Raw genomic sequence first — 18,454 nt, forward strand, 5'->3', positions numbered from 1 at the left:
CGGGCGGAAAAAGTCCTGCCCGCAACGGAAAGAACCAGAGTAATAAAACAACAGATATAATGAAGACAAGATTTTTTGCACTTGCAGCGCTCGCCCTCTTATTGGGCGCCTGCACACAGGACGAAGCAGGCTTCCTGTCGGAAGGGGCGGAAGGCACACCCATCGTCTTCACCGCCACGGGGCTGAATCCCGCCGCGACAGTCATCGCCGGCACCCGTGCCCCTGTGGATGGCAATTGGGAGGGTGTGCAGAGCGTGGCAGTCCTGATGGACGGCACGGTGAAGGCATACGACGTGACGCCCTCCACCGCCGACCCCACCAGCGCCACGCTGACCTCCACCGACCCGTACTACTGGACCAACCACAACGACATCACCGTCACAGCGTGGTGGCCCTACACCGCTGGCGAGACAACCCCACCTGCGGTAAAGGTAAAAGCCAACCAAAGTGCCCAGAAAGACTTTGAGACCAGCGACCTCATCGTAGCCGACGGACAGAAGGTGATCTACGGTAGCCCCACGCTCCGCTTCACCCACCGCACGGCGCGAGTGACCGTCGTTCTGACGGACTACACCGAGGGGCTGGCATCCGTGCAGTTGACGGGTCTCTCCACCGAAGGCGACAACCCGGATATAATCGTCCCGTATGACAAGGGCAGCAACACCTACACCGCCATCGTCGCCCCGCAAAGTGTGGCAGCTGGCACAGCCTTCATTACCAGCACCTTCACTAACGGCAAGACCTTCGTTTATAAGATGAAGAATGCTACCGACTGGCAGGCGGGCGGTGAATATACCTACACCGTCTCCCTCGCTGCGGCAAAAGACCTGGGCTATACCATAGAGAGCAACGGCAGCTACACGGTCTATAACGCCGACGGCCTGCTGAATGTAGCCGAATTAGTGAACGGAGGTAAGACCGACATAAACATTACCCTCACCGCCGACATTGACCTCACAGGCAAAGACTGGACACCGATAGGCACAGACTACGACAACTCATACAAAGGCACCTTCGACGGTGGCGGCCATACCATTACGGGGCTGACCTTTACGACAAATGACGAATTTGCGGGTCTGTTCGGCTGGCTCAATAGAGCTGGTACGGTGAAGAACGTGGTGATGGAGGGCGTACAGATAACAAGCAATCAAATATATGGCGGCAGTATTGGCGGCGTGGTAGGATCTGGCTGGGGCACCATTGAAAACTGCTCGGTGTCGGGCAGCGTCAGCGGCACGGTGTATGTCGGCGGTGTGGTGGGTGTTCAAATAGGCGGTTCCATCACCGGATGCAGCTCCTCGGCCACAGTGAAGGGAACGGTCGATGTCGGCGGCGTGGCAGGTCAGACGAATTCGAGTGCCACCCTGACCGCTTGCTATGCCACGGGCAACGTGACCATAGAAATAGCCCCCAAAAAGAATATCGCTGGCGGCGGTCTGGTGGGAATGAACGCAGGAAGCAGCCTCCTTGCCTGCTATGCCACGGGCAACGTAACCAGTACGGGTAGTAGCACTGGCTATGTACATATCGGCGGTTTTTTGGGAAATAACTACGCCAACGTGATGACCGCCTGCTATTGGAAGAACAATCATGAACAAGGTATCGGCTACAATAAGAAAAGCACCGAAGCCACGAAGGTGGACGGCACTGGCGTTACCTGGAAGAACGCCGTTGATGCCATGAACCGCGCCTTGCAGAACGCAGGCTCAGAGTGGCGTTACGAACTTAAAGGAGCATTGCCTACCTTGAGGAAACAGTAAGCCGTTGCGGGCGGAACATTTCCGTCCGCAACGAACATAAACCGAAGTATAACCCCAATAAAAAAGGAGGACGTGATGGAACACACGGAGAATCCACCAATGAGAGTGGTTGTGTCTGCAAATTTTTGTCAGGCACAAACTAAATTCGTACATTCAATTGATACTAAATTGGATGATTCTTAGAGTAGTATTAATCAATAATTAAAAGTAAAAACTATGAACGAACAGAATTTGCCCAAGAATACTAAAAAAGAAGTAAAGGAAACTGCTGTTCCTGTGGTTTCAAATGACCCTCAAGAAGTTAATAATGATTCTCCTCCTAAGTTAAAGGAGGATACCGGCTCCAAAGGAAAGACAAATTCCAATGAAGCCTCCAAATCCGACATCGGCAACGATTCCCAATCCAGCATACAGGACAATGGTGGAGCAAGCCTTGCGAGTGAGCCATTCATCGACTTGCTATACAATCAGATAGAAAGCGTAATCGGAGGTGAAAATCCGAATCAGTTTCTTTGTCTGACCCTGCCAGGGCAAGCACTCACAGCCAAGGACTTTGCCTACGACTACAAAAACAATGCGGAAAAAGGGCCGATGGTGGAAGCCAACGAATCGCGTTTAGCCAACAAACTCTTCGATCCCTGTCGCGTTACAGGCGGTGATAACGGCATGACATTGCCATATCAGTACCGTTCGGCTCTGGATACATTAACTCCTAAATTGAATGAAAAAATCGCAAAAGCGAAAAATCAACTGCGCGAGCTGCTGCTGACCCCATATCCTTATGATTTTGGTGACGAAAATACGAAAAGCTATACGCTTCAGGAGGTATTTTATCGCCTATATGATGACTATGTGGCTGCAGAAAGAGCATGGTCTGAAAAACAAAACAAGAAAAAAGAAGCTTTAAGAAAAATTTATCCTGATACTTCAGAGGAGAATAATATTCATTACAACAATGAATACTTGCAATGGTATGAAGCAGTTGCAAGAGGAGAATCTTTGGAATTGAACGAAAAGCGGGCAAAAGTGTTATCCGTCTTCTCCCCCAACGATATGGACATCCTCAATGGAGTTCTTGACAGCGGTTCAGGTGCGGAGCTGGAGCAGGCCAGAGAGATTTTGGAAAACATTCAGAGGCTGACTCCAGACGGAGGCATTGTCTATCCCGTAAAATTCAACCCCACAAACTGGTTTGAACTGCTGAACACATCCTTCATCCCGTCCGACTTACTTGATTCCCCGGAGTCATTGGCTATGAGATTGCGTAATCTGTCTTCACGCAGGATTACCCTTTCCTCACAAATCTCCAATCTGACCAATCTGATTGATGAAGAAGACAGGAGTAAAGAACTGGAAAAAAACAAAAATGACGCCGAAAATGCAAGGGACGCTTTGAATAAAGCTCAAAATGAATTGATCAGCAGTTACGGTGAAGGTGTCAAGACTGTCATTGATACCGCATTTACCATTGCACCGATATTCAGTGGAGGAGTACCTAGTAGTATCATCAGCAGACTGGCAAGCGGATTAAAATTTGATAAAAATGACCAAAGTGTAGACAGTTTGGTCGATAAAATTACAGCCATACTGTCAAAAAACCAAAAACTTCAAAACGATTATATAACTAAATCGCAACAGTTATCCAATGTCTTACTGGAAGAGGCGATAAATAAAAACCTCCTGCAACTCAAGCAATTGCTTCCACCAATTCAAGAACAGCTGGAGAGGATTAATACTGAAATCCAGGAAATCTTGGAGAAAATGAAAGTTGCCCAAACGGTAAATTCAGGCAAAGAGACTGAAAGCGTACAGACACCGATTGTTCCTGAAGGATTCACGCAGGTACTAATCGACGTAGCCGCCTCACAGATAGACAAGGAAAGCAACAGCCACTCGTCTGCTTCAAACAGCCCATACGGTGCCAGTTTATGGTTCGCAGGTTACTCAGGGAAGAAAGAAACGAATTCTTCGACCTTTGCAGAGCTATGCCACTCTCAAAATACGTCTGTTCGGGTCGGAATGAATGTGGCAAAAGTGGGCATCGAGAGAGAATGGTTTAATCCTGGGATTTTTGTCTTGACCAAGGATATGTTTAACGTGTCCACCTCACGTGTGTCTCCAATAAAAGATTACAGTGAAATTACAGAAGAAAGGCTTTCAGACATGAGCCGCAGCCATATCCTACCCTGTTATCCTGTGGCCATGCTCGTCGCCAAAGACATTTCCATCCAAGTGGTTACTAGCGACCAGCTCTCGAACACCTTCTCGGCTACCATGGAAGAGCATGTCTCACATGGCGGCGGCTTCCTGCTTTTCAGCGGTGCAAAAAGTAGCAGTTCTTCATTCGGTTCTTCTGGCATCCACACCAGCTCCACGGACAAGAGTTTCAACATCAAGATTACCACTCCTCAGATTATCGGTTACTATCTGCAAGCGACACCAGCAGACAAGAGTACCATCATGGACGAGATATCCGATGATGAAATGGCAGCAGGATTTGTAACTATATCTAAGTTTGTGGAAGACTACAAGAAACTTCTCCAGGCTATGAACAAGAATAATACAGAACAACAGAATTAGTATTAACCATTAAAAATGAAATATAATGTGTTTTGGGAATAAATTAAACCAGAATAGACCTGAACATTGTATAACTCCATTTCCAACCCCCAATAATTTCTGTGGAGGGTTCGCTTTGAATGCGGTCTTGGTGGATCTGGGAAGTGGTACGTGTCCCATAGAGGTTTATATGCGGATACAGGACTATCAGAATAAAGAGATTATTGAAAAGAATCCGAATTCTTCGGCAAGCATATACTTGCTGAGCAATAAATCAAGCGGCACTCTTATGTCTTTGCCATCGGGGATATGCGCTGCATTTAAAGATTATGTAACAGATAGAACCGTTACGGTATGTTATAACTCAAATTTTGAAAGAGGTCCTTTTGAGAATTTGATATCTGAAGAAATAAGCAGAATAACAGGTGAAAGGCTGGGTATGAAAATTCAAGCTTTAGATGTCCTTTACTCTGAAACAACCTGGGATTATATATTGGTCTTGGTAAATAATAAACATTGGATTGCTGTAAAGCATGTAAAAGAAGATAAATTCGTTTGTTATGACCCAGATGAAGGTAAAGATTCAGATGGTTCCACGATGGGAGAAGCCATTAAAAATTTAAGAAAAGAATATGTAATCAGTGGCTTGTACATCTGTATCAAAAAAACAATTTAATAGAAATAGTACAATGGCGGTCATTATTGCATGACCGCCATTGTAGCAACATATGCTCCCAAGGCATAAATAAGGTTCATGATAAAGTCGTTCACAGACCTATGACGCGAATGTACTATCTGCGCCATGTTCTTCAACATATTGTTTATGGTTTCGATAATGTATCTCTTGCGCAGCATCATTCTTAACATTATGGCACGAAGAAGGCAATAAAATTGGTTGATTGGTTATCGAGATAATAATAGTAATCGCCTAACTTTAAGTGCAAACTTAATGTTAGGCAGTAACTCGTCTATCTCATGTATAGTTCTGTGCAATTATCATTCCAACACCTCCTGCAACCACAAAGATACCAAACGTGAAGAAGAACCAGAAGAACCACTGGGCATAGTGACCGAGATAGCAGCCATCATATTCCTTGTAGCGTTCACGGACTTTTTTCCGTTCATTGGCAAACATGGAATTGACCTCACGGATATGCGTCTGCATCTGTGCGGTCATCCATTGGCGTTCTTTGGCAAACAGTTCTTGGATTTTCTGCCAGTCAGCATCATTGACATTTACAGACACCTTTAATTTTGTGGGAGCATTTTCCAAGACTTTGTCTATGTGCTGATTGATGGTATCAACCTTTTTTCTGATAGTAGTCACAGCACCACCTAATTTGGATTCTGCACGCTGATACTGCTGAATGGCAGATTCCAGTTCAAGTGCGGCATTGATAAAGGTATTTGTAGCCTTATCAATGTCCTCACTTAACTGCTTCAACTCAGAAACACGGTTTACAAGTCCATCCTCGGCTTGCTGTTCCTCAACCTCGTTTTCGACATCATTCATCATGTTGTCGAAGTCGGATCTTTCTTCTGTGTCTATGTTTATCTTGCTTTTTCTGATTGCCATATTATCATTAATTTATCGGTGGAAACTTCTGCTGCGTGGTTTAGGCTTGCACATGGAATGAGCCATCTGTGCGCAACGGTGGGCAAACTTACAGTCATCTTCATCGTCCTTCTTGCCCCAACCAGAAGAGGGAGCAGAACCGCAACCGCCACATGACTCCGACATGGAAGTGGCAGCATCAATATACCCTGCAAACAACAGCATTGCTACATGAGCAACATTCTCTGTTGTCGCTATATCATTATCCTCTGGAATCTGAACCTCATTAGTAAAGACATCTTTGACAGCGTTCGGAATCCATACCTTTTTGACTTCATCGCCAATGTTGATTGTGAATGCCGTTTGTGTAATTTGAGGTTGCGCCTTTGGTTGTGATGCAGTTGGAGTATGAACGACAGGACGAACTGGGCGAGGCGCAGGAGAAACGGATGGAGAAACAGGCTTTGTCTTGACTTGTGTAGGCTGTGGATGCAGTTTCTTCCATGTGTCTTCAATCTTTGATGCCATGAACCTTCTGCCTATCTCCGAAGCCTTGAACACGGAAGCATTCTTGCCGACTGTGTAGCCGACAAGTTTCCGTTGTTTGTCGTAGCGTGGCTTTACCTCATAGCCTTTCATGCGCAACAGATTGAAGTATCTGTCTATGTTGAACTGTTGCATATCTTTGAGGGTATTTTCGCAATCCTCCGCAAGTTCCACTTTCCGCATATTCCGTATCTCCTGCGGTTGTTCCCACCCATGACGCATATTTATGATTTCCGCAGCCTTCATTGCCCGAAGATGAATATCATGCACATCGTTGGTGTTACCCTCCATATCCACACGACAACAATCAATGTGAAGGTGTAGCGTTCCAGACTTGGAGTCAGAGTGCAATCCGCCAACATTCATAGAATTGGTGAAATTGGTCTTTATCTCATTGGAGAAACCGTTGGGCGTAAGTCCAACAGAATCCAAAACTTCCAATGCTTCGTCTTGGAGGTTTGCCCAATCTGCCATCGTGAAGTTAGCAGACTCTTCCTTTGATGGGGAAAGTACAAAAGTGGTCATGAACCTTTCCAACTTTCTGCCCACCGTCCTTTCCGCCTGATGATACTGGCAATGATGCTTCATCATGTACCAGATGGCGGTAGGGTCAAGACCATCGGGCATATTGTTCACCTTGACCGTTTTTGCATTCTCCTTTTCCAATGCGTACCTTACGGAGTTACCTCCATACGATACTACCTTTGCGAGCATAATCATGATTACTCCTTTGATTTGGTCTGTACGTTTGTTGCGATATTCTCTTCAATGCTATACCAATGTTGGATAAGTCCAGCAACGGCATCAATCCACCAACGCATGAACTTCTCATTCTTGAAGAACCGAGCCTTTTCCTCAGCCGCTTTCTTGGATAGCACGTTGCTGATTTTTATCAAATCCGTCCTTGCGATGGCGAGAGAGTTGAGAGCGTCCACCTCTTCCTTGGTGAGCCTCATGCGTGGACGGTGCTTCAAGCCAGTCTCAACGACATAGCGGCTCAGACTAATCCCACACTCCTTGGCAAGCGTCTGGAGCTGCTTCAAATCTTCTTTCGTACATCGGTAGGTGTGGACTTCCGTAGGCGGTTTCCTTATGATTTTCTTCTTTCTCATTTGTCCTTGTCTCTGATTAAAATGGGATGATTACAAGCACCTTGCAAAGGTGGTCACGACTGCGAGCCTGCGAGTAGTCCGAGAAACTTTTAGGAATACAGAAAGACGGACACGGCTTCTGTATTACAAAAGGATTTCTCGAAAAGTACCTATAATATGACGGCACTTTTAACAGCGTCCGTCCCCAAAGCTGCTTAAACGTATAACAGTTTGGCGGTAGCCTATGGCGGTCAATCGTCCTTTGGGATGATTTCTCTGTATGGTGGCTCATAAGCCTCTTTATGCCTATTGATTGCCGTTATGGTAACTGTTAGCCTTGTAACCATTGGCATTAGAACCGTTAGACTGTTGTGTTTGACCTCCTGCCAGACGCTATGGATATGTGTTGTGTTCATTCTGTTTGGCATCTGCTTCTTGCAGGGAAGAAGGATTGCCAACAGATTGTCTGGAGTAGTTTTGTTGTGGGGAAATTCCACCAGTAACAGCATCGGAAAGATTACCATTCGTTCCGACCTTACCCACGCTTCTGTTGTCATTAGATGAAGCCGAATTTAGGGAAGAAGAAAAATCTCCAGTAGAAGAATTGCCCTTGTTGTCAGTATCGGATATTCCATTGGCAGAATGTCCATCTTCCTTGTCCGACTTTGTATCATCCTCCGTTGTCGTAACAATTACTCTTGCTTGTGGAACTTCCGTGTGGATGATTGCAGAGCCATCCGCATTGCGCTTCAATGAAAAGCCGTTCTTGACAAATCTTCCGTCCACATACCAACCAGAGAGGGAATGTAGGGTAATGATGCGGTTGTCTCCAACTTTTTGTGAAGAGGAAATGCCCACAGCCTCCATAGCCTGTAAAAGTTTGGGTACGGTCTTGCGGTCTTTATCCCAGAGTTTGGCAAGTTGGGTGTTGTCAACCAGACATTGCCCACACAAGATTTCCACTTGTTGGGTCTTGCTGATAGAAACAAGAGTTGTTTCACGTTCAGCAAGAGAGGCAAGAGACATGAAGCATTCCATGCGGTCAATCTTGTACTTCTTGCAGCGAAGATACTCCATCTGTACATCGGACAGCGTGAAGCAGTAATGTATCTTTTGTTTATCCATGTTCCGTGAATTTTGAATATTATAACCATAACTGGCAAGACTGTTTTTCTCAGTAAAGAGAAAATCATCTGTGCCGTCCTCTCCTTGGGGAAATGTCCTCTGCGATAACATAGAGCTCGCCTTGCAATCTGTCATTAGAATGGCTGCTTAATCGTGAAATGCACTCAATGCAAACAGACTGGGCAAGAAGTTTTCTTCTGCCGACAGTTGCTTCATCATTGATGCCCTTGTTGGCTCCGCATTGCTCGGCAAGCTGATTGAAAGCATCACGCATCCGAAAGTAGCCGTTGCCAGTATTGATGTAGCTCACGGCAAGGTCAGCGACATTTGCCAACTTGCTTCTGTACTCCTCATGGGAAATATCGTCCTTCATCATCGCCATGTCTATTTACAAAGTTCACTCATGTGCCTGGTCGCAGCAGCCTTGGTTTCAGCTTCGGACATACTGCGGTTCTGGCGCATCCAGTTCAAAAGCTCGGACTTTTCAAAATATATAATCTTGCCGTTGGGACGAAAGAACGGAAGTTCATGCTTGTGTGTCATCTTGTAGAGACTGCTCTTTGATATGCCCATGAATAAGGCAGCTTCCTCCAGTGTCAATACTTGCTTGGCATCACGGAGAAGGTTCTCCATTATCCCAATGCGGTGCTCATGTGACTCTACCTTCAAAAGAAGAGTCTCGGTGTCGATAGTTTTGTTCATTATCCTGTAATTTAATTGTTTGTGATTTGTTGTACTGCTTGTTTTTGAATATGTAGTCCCCCAAGGCAGAGAGAAATCCCTGCCCGAAAAATGGGGACTACAAAAGTGAATTTAACTGATTGTTATCCTGAAAAGTTCCGTTTACTTGTTATCCTGTAAAAAAGTTATTCTGCGTGGATGGGTGTTGGTGGCTGCTGTCCGCTTTGTTCTTGGTATCTGCTTGTTCTCTTCACGCTGTTTGCGACCTCGAAAGGCTTTCTTCGTGTTGTCAACAGCCTTGACCTTTTCATTCGTCAGCACATCTGCATAGATGGTGGTGGATTTGAGCGACTTGTGTCCCATTAGCTTCTTGGTAGTCTCAATGTTGCCGGTAACCGCCTGCACCAAAATTCCGAATGTATGTCTGGAGCAGTGAAAAGAGATATTCTTCTCAATGCCCACCTTTTTGGCTATCCTTTTAAGGGCTGCATCCACATTAGCCTTGGCAGGAAGGTGGAACACAAAATCATCATCGCCTTTGGGTGGCATCCATGACAAGGCGGTATTGCCGATTGGTACGGCATTGAGAGCCTTTGTTTTCTTCTGGACGATTACAAGAGTGTTCGTTTCCTCGTTTCTCTTGATGTCGCTCCACCTTAAAGCCTTGATGTCGCTGATACGAAGTCCTGTCAGACAGGAAAAACCGAAAGCTCTCTGTGCTTCTGCAACTCCTGGACTTCTCTCATCTGAAGCCATGAACCTTTTCAGTTCATCGGGAGTGAGATACTGCTTATGTGATGACTTTGGCTTGGAAAAGATGTCTGACTTCTCCAACTGGTAGAAAGGGTTAGCCTTCAACTTACCGAACTTGACAGCCTTGTTGAATACCGCCACTATGCGCTGTTGAACATTGTGAAGTGAGCCTTCACACAAAGGCTTGGCTTCAACTCGTACATACTTCTGTGGTACATAGTCGTTCTTCAACCAAAGGAAGAAAGCCTTGAACCATTCCTTGTCGAACTTCCTCAGAGTGATGTGAGGTCTGCGCTTGTTGGCAAGGAACTCGCTCATTAGGTATTTCAGATACTTTGATTGGTCAACAATAGCCTTGGAATAATCTGTATTGTCGCTCATCCAGTCGATGTAGGTCTGGATCCAGTCCAAGACTTCGGGAGACTCGTCATTGGGGATTTCCTTCACAATCATCAAGTGACCTACCTCTGGGATGGTCTCTGGATGAAGAATACGCTCTGCCCTTATCTGGTGAGCACGTTGCAATGTTTCTTCGTTCCTTGCTTTGGTCTCTGCATCAACCTCTGGCAACAAATAGAGGGAAAGGAATTCAAACTTGCGCTTGCCACCATCGTAGATGTCAAGATACAAGCTTATGTTGTCGTTGGCAAGTGCCTTTTGTCTGATAGTTATTGTCATGTCTCTATATATTTTCGTTGTCAATTAGTTATTTGAACATACCGTCAATGAGGTTGATGGCTTCCTCCTTCTTCTTATCCACGATTTTAGCATAGATTTCCGTGGTCTGAATATTGGAATGTCCCATCAGCTTGCTTGTGGTAAAAAGGTCTGCACCGAGAGTGAGCATCATCGTTCCGAACGTGTGCCGTGAGCAATGGAATGAGATATGCTTCTCAATGCCAGCTGCTTCCGCCCATTTGCGGAGTGCTCTGCCTATAACGGTCTGTGTGGTTGGTATATCAAAGAAAGGAATATCATTTCCTCTTGACTTTGGCAACCACCGCTTAGCCTCTTCCGAAAGAGGTATTATAACTGGCTTCTCCGTCTTCTGCATTTCCATGTCTATGTATTCGCCCTTTCCGTCAGCGGTCTTGAAGATGTGCATCGGAGCAAGACGGTACATGTCACTTAATCGCAATCCGGTAAAACAGGCGAAGATAAAAGCCTCCTTGACTTCCGGACGGTAACTGTCCGTAGCCATGAGGGTGCGAAGTTCCTCAATGGTCAGATACTCTTTCTTGCCGTCCTTGGGTTGGATGCGTTCACGTGCATCCAGTTCTTTCATAGGGTTGTTGCGGATAATGCCTTGTCGCACAGCGTTGTTGAGTGCGGTGGAGAACATTCCGAGGTATCGGCTTGCCGTATTCTCGCTGATAGGTCTTGGCTCGCCATACTTGATATGGGAATTTGGGAAGTTACGCAAGAACTTCACATAACCACGGCAGAACTCCGCATTGACCTCTTCAAGCGAAATGAAGCCTTTGTTAGTCTCGTCAAGATACTTCTCTACGGTGTGCAGCATTTCCACACGGCAATGGAGCGTTGACTTCTTGATGCCGACACCACCTTCACAATACTTCTTTATCCATGTGGTAAGAAGCATCGAGCCTTGCTTTACTGTCTCCCAGTCCTGTATGCCGTGACCATGAAGGGCTTTGATGCGCTCTGCCTTGATGCGTTCTGCAACCGCCATAGTCTGCTTGTTCTGTTCCTTGCAGACAGGGTTGATTTCGGGAACGAGGTAGAGTTTGAGGTATTCATACTTCCTCACTCCCTTATAGTAGATGTCAAGATAGATGCTCTTGTTGCCATCTGCGAGCGACTTCAACCGAATTTTAATCGGTTCTTTCAGCTTTACTTGTTTCTTTGGTCTTGCCATGATGTATGAAGTGTTATTTTGTTTTTGTATTCTGCTACATTGGAGGGTCTTTCTCCCTCTTGTTGAAAGTTCATGTCAGATATGGTTTCCTATGCTGACATTTGCTTTTTTTTCTCTTCCCTTACTTCGGAAAACTGATGTAAAGATAAGAAAACAAACCGAGAAACGAGAAACAAAACGGAAACAAGAAACAGTCTTTTATGTCTTTTTAAGAGTGAGTTTAGCAAACATCGGAAAATTCAAATTATCGCTTAAAGCATTGATACTTAGCGCATTTACTTTCATTCGCTTTCTTGTCTTTTCAAACGCATTTTGTAGGACTAAGATATTCTTGACATCCTGTTCCTCGTTGTTCATGGCGATATACACCGAAATGGCTCCGATGATGGCCACGACACCAGCAATGGCATAGCAGAGTTTGACCATGACAGGAACGTATTTCACAATTTCCTCCGCTACGGTTGATAGAGCTGTCGTACCGGCCGAGTAATCGCCTGCCGTACTTTGAGCCATAGCAGGTATGCCTCCCAACAGGGCAATGATTAACATTCTTACTTTGGTGGAAACTTGCATGATGGTTTTCTTTGCCTTTCGGCACATTCTTTTGAATTTCTGAAACATATTTATTACATTTTTGTGGTACTCTTGTTTTTTTTGAATTTATTTTACACTTCTGTCAGCCACCTATATGCGGTAGCCGAAGAAAGCAGGGAACACGATTGAAGCACCAATGATGAAGAGGCACGCACCGACAAGTGATACGATAGACTTCACCACGCCGTCCTCGCCTGTGTTCATTTTGATATAGATCTGGAGCGCGGCAACGACTACGAAAACCGAGGCGACAGCGTAGCAGATGTACAGCACGTACAGCATCATCGTCACCACGAAGTCGTGCATCGTTGCCAGTGCGTCTGCACCCCAACTGTAGTTTACGCTGCCACTTTTGGCGAATGCCGCATAAGGGACAAAGCACAGTGCACATAATATTTTTTTTGCTTTCGACATTTTACAATCGGTCTTTGAGAGGTTTCCACACCAGTTCCGGACGGTTGCCCGTCTTTCCTTTGGCAAGCATCGCTTTGTACAGTTCGTCTGCCGTGTATGCGTCTGACAGGTAGGTCGCGGTTTCTTCCATCTGTTCCTCCGCTTGGGCTTTCAGGCGTTTTAGTTTCTCCGCCACGGCTATCTCGCCATTATTGTCTGCGGTTTCCGTCTCCTGTGGTGCAGGCGAAGCGGTAGGGGCAACATCTGTTTCATATTTCTCATTACCCACATTGAATCCCGTATCGCTCTCCGTCACGTACACACTCTGTTCATCTTCTGGCGCACCGAGGTCAAATACCTCTTCTTCCGGCTTGCCATTTCCTTTTTTTCCATAAAGGTCCTGCACGATGATAACTGCATAATAGACGAGATAGGCAACCGTCAGGACAATGGTGAAAATAAAATATGATTTCATATATTTTTGTATAATATGATTTTTATATTTGGTTGTGTGTGCAAAATAAGAATGGATAATTTGAAAGATAAAATTATTGATTATAAAACGTATCGTTTTAATATAATATTTTTTCAAAATCCAAAAATCATATTTCAAAATCATATTCAAATATAATTTTAGATAAGAAAACAGGAAAAGTCGGGATATAAAAAAAAGCCCTCCGTGATGAAGGAGGGCTTAGGGAGCGGTTTTTTCATTGTTTCTTCCCACGTAAGTAGTCGTTCAGGTCTTTGTAACCGGCATAACAGTTTGATTCGTTATAGACGCATCTGCCATACATCCCGGCTATGGTTTCCACTGTCTTTTGTCCGGCAAGGTCATTGTCAAGGTAACAGTGAATATACGTGTATTTTTGCAAATACGTTAATGTCCTTTTCAGATTACTGACCGAGTTCATAACAAGGTAGTCACAGGGGGCATTAATGCAAATGGCACTATCGTCCGTCTGTTTTAGGGTTAGATAGGACAGAAAGTCCATGAATCCTTCAAATAGGCAGACACGGCTCTGTGCCTCACCACGCGATTGGGGTATCAAGGAAATGTCCTTGTTCTTGATACATCCTTTTTAATAAGGGTTTCGTACCTCGTATCCACCGGATATATTGCCAAAGGCCAGTGCAAAGTAACGTTTCTGGCGCAGTTCGTAATGGACTTCCTTGCAGAACATTCGTCCGATATCCGAATCAATCATACGTGAATGGAGATATGAGAGCAGTGCGTGGTGTCGCAGCGGCACGATAATCAAATTCTTCATGTCGGCTTCCACTGGTCGAGAGGTTGCGGGCAACGCCCGGGGTCTCGGCAGCGACACACCATTGACATACCGTTTGATGTATGCTAATGCTTCACTCACACTTTTAGTTCCGCAAAGGTACTTACCCAGTTCCACAAGGTCGCCTCCGGTGGCCTCGCCAAAATCATACCATTCATTCAGCCGGTCATTGACTTTGAACGATGGCGTCACCTCTTTCCTGAGAGGCGAAAGATACCAATATTGCTCTGATTTCATATACTGCGCACGGTGGCCGAGCTGGGCCAAAAAGTCCACGATACGCACTCGTTTTGCTTCGTCTATGGTCATATTAAATTTCTTTTCACTTGTTTGTACAAAAGCGGTTTAGTTTAGTTTGCGCCCCTATATATATAAATACTAAATTAAACTGAATTATATAGGTCCGCGCCCGCTCTCATTCTTCATCGAAAAGCATGGTTTCTGCCTGTGTCATGTCATAATAAAAAAGTTTATCTCGTTTGATAACCAGTTTTAAGGTGTCAGTCAGATATTGCAGCAGTTTGACCATTACGTTTCTCCCACGCTTAAATCCGATTGCCTCGTAAGCAGTCATCATGGCTTGCAGCATATTTTCAAACCCACGGATGGGTTTGTCTCCAAACGCAGCGGAAAGGGCTTCACGGTGCTGTTCGATGCTTAGTTCCATAAAACCCGTCCGTTGTTTCGGTTTCTGATGTGGGGCATTCTCAAACAAATGCCCTTCTGCGAGAACCGGGAGCCCACCCTCATTGACAGTGAAAGCAAAAGGTTTAAACTCTTTCTCACGGATGTGTAACGCATGAACTTCGCTGACGTTGGGACAATCGTTGTTTTTGCTGATGACCAGTACAGTCTCCGCCTTGTTGCTCATTTCCGTACCGATATGCCCGCGCACATTGTTATCTCCTTTATTCAAGTGTAGCACACAGTGGATATGCAGGTCATACTTTGATGACCATTCCATCATCTTGTTAATGACTTCCACGGACTCACCGGTACTGTTTATGTCAAGCATCAGGTCACGGATACCATCGATAATTACAAGTCCGTATCCTTTTCTTTGGCGTAAGGCGTAGTCGATGACCCCAATGCGTATGGCCGGAGAGTATTCGCGCAAGCAAATAAAGTCGAGGTTTTCACTGTCGGTTGTAGTGGGCAGTCCGGCAAGCCGCAAGATGCGTTCCAGTACATTATGACAATGGAAGCGGCTCTGCTCCGTGTCCACGTACAGAATCTTGCGTTTACCTTCCGGGAGGTGCGCCCGGTAGTTCAGCACTTGTTTCCCTGCCAGCGATGCAGCGACAATGGCCGAAACGTTAAATGTTTTTTTTGATTTCGCCTTGCCGGTTGATGCGCTGAAGTTGCCGAGCGTAGCAATGGTCGAGTTGTCTATCCAGATAATCTGTGGCGGCGTTTCATAGGTATCCGTCGCCCGAATCTGCGAGGCGGAGAGGATATCCGATAAGAAATCCTCCTCCGGCCTCATATCCACATTATATTCAGTTCTTCTTTCGTTTTCCATGGCGTCTTTGATTAAAGAAAGGTTGTGTGGCAGCGGCCTCGTTTGCCATACGTGCTGCTTCATCTACGGTTGGTTCATAATTCTGCAAAAGCCATTCGTCCAGATCTTCTTTGGCGAAATATATCATTTTGCCACGTGGCTTGTAGTGCGGAATCTCCTTGCCTGATGTTAGCTTGTACAGCATACTCTCGGATATTCCGATATACATACAAGCCTCTTGGAAGGTAAACACCTGTTTGGTGGTATATATATTTTTTTCCAGCAATGCGATGCGTTCCAACAGACTTTCTATCGGATCTAATTTCTTTAGGATGGCTTCGACGCTTGTAAGCCGTTCACTCAGCCGTTCCATGAATGTCAATCTATTATTTTGCATAAATGAGTTATTATAAATTTAGACAATGAAGTATATCCTCCGTTATGTAGCGCGCTAACGGAGGTCAAAGATAGGGCAACCCAAAAGGTCAGCGTGAGTTTGTACCGTGATAGTAACCACGTATCACGGCAACTGTCACGCTTTTACCTTTCACATACTTCGCTTATTGGCACTTCTTACCACTCTCTCAGTTCATCAATAGCTCGTCTGATACCGTAACCTGTTGATGTCATGTTGTTACGCAAGGCAGACAGAGCGGATGAAAGGCTTGAAGCTGAAACGAATCCTTTTCCATCCTTGGTTTGCAAGAACCGCCCACTACTAAGAACGGACTGCCATTTGGCTTGGATAAACGAGTGCTCAAGGAGTGTATCAAACAGGATGGCCACATGGCGGATATTGTTTACACGAATACAGAATCCTTCTTTACAGGAAAGCAGGGCTTCCATATCTTCAACGTGTAGGGTAGAAACGCAAAACAGATGATAAGCATTGGCACAAGCTGTAATACCTATCATCTGTTTACGAGTGAGATTGCATCCAAAAGAAAGAGGATAAATTCTTGTCGGTCCATCTTTGCAGCACGTGACGGACTGTGATGGTGGCACAAACGTATCATACGTTCGTTTCAGTTCCATACACTTCTCGAACGAGAAGTCTGCTTCGGTAAAAAATGCTCGGATAAGATGGGAGCAATCGTTTAATAGCCCCTTGACGATATGAATGTTCATTTCATGGCAGTTCCGGCAGACCGCATGGTCACAGTCGATATACCGGTGGCTGTTTACGAAATCCTCCACGTAACGGTAGTACTGCTTATTGCCCGTCACGACATCACGGAGATACATTGTTTTTGCTTCAACGAGCAATGCGAATAATTCTTTCGCTACATCCTGTTCTGCAACAAAATGGTGCAGATGTTTTTTCCCTCCAAAAAGAGAGAGGGTCATTGTTAGGTCTTTTCATGATGAAATATTTTAAATTGGATTTATATGATATATTATAAGAGTGTTGCTCCCGAAAGAGAATCCTGTCGGAACAACACCCTTATAAGTGGTTACATATCTGATGTTCATTGCATTGTCAATCGAATAAACCGTTGGTCAGATTTACTGCATCGTCTTTTTTCTTATTGACGATTTTGGCATACACTTGGGTCATCTTTACAGATGTATGACCGAGCAATTTAGATACAGTGTACAAATCGGCCCCCAATGTCAGCATCATTGTGGCGAACGTGTGGCGGGCGGTATGAAAGGTGAATCGCTTGGAAATTCCGGCGGCTTTGGCCCATGGTTTGATAAGCTGGTTGATACCAGAAGGCAAATCGAACACATGGTCGTCTGCTGTCTTGTCCCCACGTTCCGGCATCCACTTCAACGCTTCATTGGAGAGCGGAAGGTAAATCGGTTCTTTCGTCTTCTGCATGGCTACTGCCAAGCGGTATTGGCCGTTGTCAATAAACACATCTTTCCATTGCAATCCGATAATGTCACTGATACGTAGTCCACAGAAGCAGGAGAACAGGTAGGCACTTTTTACCCCTTCGTTCTGCATTGGTGTAGCGATTAATGATCTCACTTCTTCAATAGTCATATACGAACGCACACTTTCCGGCATCTTGGGCTTCTCCGATTTTTCCATTTCGTTGAATGGATTCTTTAAGATCCGTTTCGCACGGACAGCGGCATTTAACGCACCGTTGAAAATCTGGTAATAGGTATTACGCGTAGAAGCCGAGATGGGTTTTCCTTTGGGATGGTAGTTTGTCAGCATATAGTCGATATAGCCGTGGCAAAAAGTGAGGTCAATCTGATTTAATGTGAATCTTTCTCCTGCATACTCTTTCAAGATACCGGTAACAGATTTTATCTGGCCTATGTTTTTCTTACCACGTTTCTTCTGTTCCTCTTTATAGAGTTGCATCCAGTCCAGCAGATAAACCTTATCCTTGTGATTCATGATACCGGCTTCACCACTTGTCAACTCTATGATACGCTTCGATTTGATTGCATTTGCGGCAGCCATTGTCGTTTCGTTCTGTTGGCGGGCATTACGATCCGTTTCCGGAATAAGATACATTTTCAGATACTCGTATGTCCGCTTACCATTTCGGTATATATCCAGATACAAACTCTTGCTGCCATTGGCCAACTCCTTCGTCCGAAGACGAATCGGCTCCTTTACTTTTATTGGCTTTCTGGTCCTTGGCATATTTGTGTCCTTTTATTCGTTATTTCCTATCACAAAGGTACAAATAAAAAACGAAATCAAGAAACAAACAAGAAACAAAAATGTACCTAAAAAGAGCAAAGCAACTGAAAACGTAGA

At 45.1% G+C, this 18,454-nt stretch carries 18 protein-coding genes and 2 pseudogenes; 3 read left to right on the plus strand and 17 right to left on the minus strand.

All coding sequences use genetic code 11. From position 1 onward, the window contains the following. Positions 1–59: 59 nt before the first annotated feature. The 3 genes from NBH01_RS11030 to NBH01_RS11040 all read left to right on the plus strand — a co-directional run bounded on the left by NBH01_RS11030 (position 60) and on the right by NBH01_RS11040 (position 4,995). Entirely contained in the window at positions 60–1,760 is a 1,701-nt protein-coding gene (locus tag NBH01_RS11030) for a fimbrillin family protein (RefSeq protein ID WP_250700094.1), read from the plus strand. 216 nt (positions 1,761–1,976) lie between these two features. Beyond that, on the plus strand, positions 1,977–4,340 hold the full coding sequence (locus tag NBH01_RS11035) for a hypothetical protein (protein WP_250700095.1): 2,364 nt from the start codon (positions 1,977–1,979) through the stop codon (positions 4,338–4,340). 169 nt (positions 4,341–4,509) lie between these two features. After that, complete coding sequence (locus tag NBH01_RS11040) at positions 4,510–4,995, plus strand: hypothetical protein (protein ID WP_250700096.1); 486 nt, start codon at positions 4,510–4,512, stop codon at positions 4,993–4,995. Between the two features lie 23 nt (positions 4,996–5,018). Here the strand turns inward: NBH01_RS11040 and NBH01_RS11045 are convergent. The 17 genes and pseudogenes from NBH01_RS11045 to NBH01_RS11125 form a co-directional block, all read right to left on the minus strand. Continuing rightward, a pseudogene (locus tag NBH01_RS11045) lies at positions 5,019–5,180 on the minus strand (transposase); the annotation flags it as partial. A gap of 112 nt (positions 5,181–5,292) precedes the next feature. Beyond that, complete coding sequence (locus NBH01_RS11050) at positions 5,293–5,895, minus strand: hypothetical protein (protein ID WP_250700097.1); 603 nt, start codon at positions 5,893–5,895, stop codon at positions 5,293–5,295. 12 nt (positions 5,896–5,907) lie between these two features. Continuing rightward, positions 5,908–7,140, minus strand: coding sequence for a relaxase family protein (locus tag NBH01_RS11055; protein WP_250700098.1), 1,233 nt, complete (start codon positions 7,138–7,140; stop codon positions 5,908–5,910). Between the two features lie 2 nt (positions 7,141–7,142). After that, positions 7,143–7,532, minus strand: coding sequence for a plasmid mobilization protein (locus NBH01_RS26790; RefSeq protein WP_502801502.1), 390 nt, complete (start codon positions 7,530–7,532; stop codon positions 7,143–7,145). 372 nt (positions 7,533–7,904) lie between these two features. Further along, positions 7,905–8,636: a hypothetical protein gene (locus NBH01_RS11065; RefSeq protein ID WP_250700100.1), complete on the minus strand. Its 732-nt coding sequence runs from the start codon at positions 8,634–8,636 to the stop codon at positions 7,905–7,907. A 64-nt stretch (positions 8,637–8,700) separates the two neighbouring features. After that, on the minus strand, positions 8,701–9,012 hold the full coding sequence (locus NBH01_RS11070; protein WP_250700101.1) for a hypothetical protein: 312 nt from the start codon (positions 9,010–9,012) through the stop codon (positions 8,701–8,703). 8 nt (positions 9,013–9,020) lie between these two features. Beyond that, positions 9,021–9,338, minus strand: coding sequence for a helix-turn-helix domain-containing protein (locus NBH01_RS11075; protein WP_250700102.1), 318 nt, complete (start codon positions 9,336–9,338; stop codon positions 9,021–9,023). A gap of 141 nt (positions 9,339–9,479) precedes the next feature. Beyond that, positions 9,480–10,748, minus strand: coding sequence for a site-specific integrase (locus NBH01_RS11080; RefSeq protein WP_250700103.1), 1,269 nt, complete (start codon positions 10,746–10,748; stop codon positions 9,480–9,482). 28 nt (positions 10,749–10,776) lie between these two features. Beyond that, on the minus strand, positions 10,777–11,949 hold the full coding sequence (locus tag NBH01_RS11085; protein ID WP_195630821.1) for a site-specific integrase: 1,173 nt from the start codon (positions 11,947–11,949) through the stop codon (positions 10,777–10,779). 198 nt (positions 11,950–12,147) lie between these two features. Then, positions 12,148–12,570, minus strand: a complete 423-nt coding sequence (locus NBH01_RS11090; protein WP_250700104.1) for a DUF4134 family protein — start codon at positions 12,568–12,570, stop codon at positions 12,148–12,150. A gap of 63 nt (positions 12,571–12,633) precedes the next feature. Further along, on the minus strand, positions 12,634–12,957 hold the full coding sequence (locus NBH01_RS11095) for a DUF4134 domain-containing protein (RefSeq protein WP_004310187.1): 324 nt from the start codon (positions 12,955–12,957) through the stop codon (positions 12,634–12,636). 1 nt (position 12,958) lies between these two features. After that, positions 12,959–13,411: a hypothetical protein gene (locus tag NBH01_RS11100; RefSeq protein WP_005777409.1), complete on the minus strand. Its 453-nt coding sequence runs from the start codon at positions 13,409–13,411 to the stop codon at positions 12,959–12,961. 235 nt (positions 13,412–13,646) lie between these two features. Continuing rightward, a pseudogene (locus NBH01_RS11105) lies at positions 13,647–14,534 on the minus strand (DUF8464 domain-containing protein). 106 nt (positions 14,535–14,640) lie between these two features. Next, positions 14,641–15,747 carry an AAA family ATPase gene (locus NBH01_RS11110; RefSeq protein WP_004310190.1) on the minus strand — a complete coding sequence of 369 codons (1,107 nt, stop codon included), beginning with the start codon at positions 15,745–15,747 and terminating at the stop codon, positions 14,641–14,643. Next, positions 15,725–16,123 (minus strand): helix-turn-helix domain-containing protein, encoded by a 399-nt coding sequence (locus NBH01_RS11115; RefSeq protein WP_004322056.1) that lies wholly within the window; start codon positions 16,121–16,123, stop codon positions 15,725–15,727. Before NBH01_RS11115 ends, NBH01_RS11110 begins: the two co-directional genes overlap by 23 nt. A 176-nt stretch (positions 16,124–16,299) precedes the next feature. Then, positions 16,300–17,073 (minus strand): hypothetical protein, encoded by a 774-nt coding sequence (locus NBH01_RS11120; protein ID WP_009017626.1) that lies wholly within the window; start codon positions 17,071–17,073, stop codon positions 16,300–16,302. Between the two features lie 133 nt (positions 17,074–17,206). Beyond that, positions 17,207–18,337, minus strand: a complete 1,131-nt coding sequence (locus NBH01_RS11125; RefSeq protein WP_009017627.1) for a site-specific integrase — start codon at positions 18,335–18,337, stop codon at positions 17,207–17,209. Positions 18,338–18,454 lie beyond the last annotated feature (117 nt).

The organism is Bacteroides sp. B1-V-101, assembly GCF_023656585.1.
GTDB classification, from domain to species: Bacteria; Bacteroidota; Bacteroidia; order Bacteroidales; family Bacteroidaceae; genus Bacteroides; species Bacteroides thetaiotaomicron.

Coding starts and splice junctions, on each gene's coding strand:
- NBH01_RS11030 (WP_250700094.1), top strand. CDS start 60: ATGAAGACAAGATTTTTTGCACTTGCAGCGCTCGCCCTCTTATTGGGC.
- NBH01_RS11035 (WP_250700095.1), top strand. CDS start 1,977: ATGAACGAACAGAATTTGCCCAAGAATACTAAAAAAGAAGTAAAGGAA.
- NBH01_RS11040 (WP_250700096.1), top strand. CDS start 4,510: ATGCGGATACAGGACTATCAGAATAAAGAGATTATTGAAAAGAATCCG.
- NBH01_RS11050 (WP_250700097.1), bottom strand. CDS start 5,895: ATGGCAATCAGAAAAAGCAAGATAAACATAGACACAGAAGAAAGATCC.
- NBH01_RS11055 (WP_250700098.1), bottom strand. CDS start 7,140: ATGATTATGCTCGCAAAGGTAGTATCGTATGGAGGTAACTCCGTAAGG.
- NBH01_RS26790 (WP_502801502.1), bottom strand. CDS start 7,532: ATGAGAAAGAAGAAAATCATAAGGAAACCGCCTACGGAAGTCCACACC.
- NBH01_RS11065 (WP_250700100.1), bottom strand. CDS start 8,636: ATGGATAAACAAAAGATACATTACTGCTTCACGCTGTCCGATGTACAG.
- NBH01_RS11070 (WP_250700101.1), bottom strand. CDS start 9,012: ATGATGAAGGACGATATTTCCCATGAGGAGTACAGAAGCAAGTTGGCA.
- NBH01_RS11075 (WP_250700102.1), bottom strand. CDS start 9,338: ATGAACAAAACTATCGACACCGAGACTCTTCTTTTGAAGGTAGAGTCA.
- NBH01_RS11080 (WP_250700103.1), bottom strand. CDS start 10,748: ATGACAATAACTATCAGACAAAAGGCACTTGCCAACGACAACATAAGC.
- NBH01_RS11085 (WP_195630821.1), bottom strand. CDS start 11,949: ATGGCAAGACCAAAGAAACAAGTAAAGCTGAAAGAACCGATTAAAATT.
- NBH01_RS11090 (WP_250700104.1), bottom strand. CDS start 12,570: ATGTTTCAGAAATTCAAAAGAATGTGCCGAAAGGCAAAGAAAACCATC.
- NBH01_RS11095 (WP_004310187.1), bottom strand. CDS start 12,957: ATGTCGAAAGCAAAAAAAATATTATGTGCACTGTGCTTTGTCCCTTAT.
- NBH01_RS11100 (WP_005777409.1), bottom strand. CDS start 13,411: ATGAAATCATATTTTATTTTCACCATTGTCCTGACGGTTGCCTATCTC.
- NBH01_RS11110 (WP_004310190.1), bottom strand. CDS start 15,747: ATGGAAAACGAAAGAAGAACTGAATATAATGTGGATATGAGGCCGGAG.
- NBH01_RS11115 (WP_004322056.1), bottom strand. CDS start 16,123: ATGCAAAATAATAGATTGACATTCATGGAACGGCTGAGTGAACGGCTT.
- NBH01_RS11120 (WP_009017626.1), bottom strand. CDS start 17,073: ATGACCCTCTCTCTTTTTGGAGGGAAAAAACATCTGCACCATTTTGTT.
- NBH01_RS11125 (WP_009017627.1), bottom strand. CDS start 18,337: ATGCCAAGGACCAGAAAGCCAATAAAAGTAAAGGAGCCGATTCGTCTT.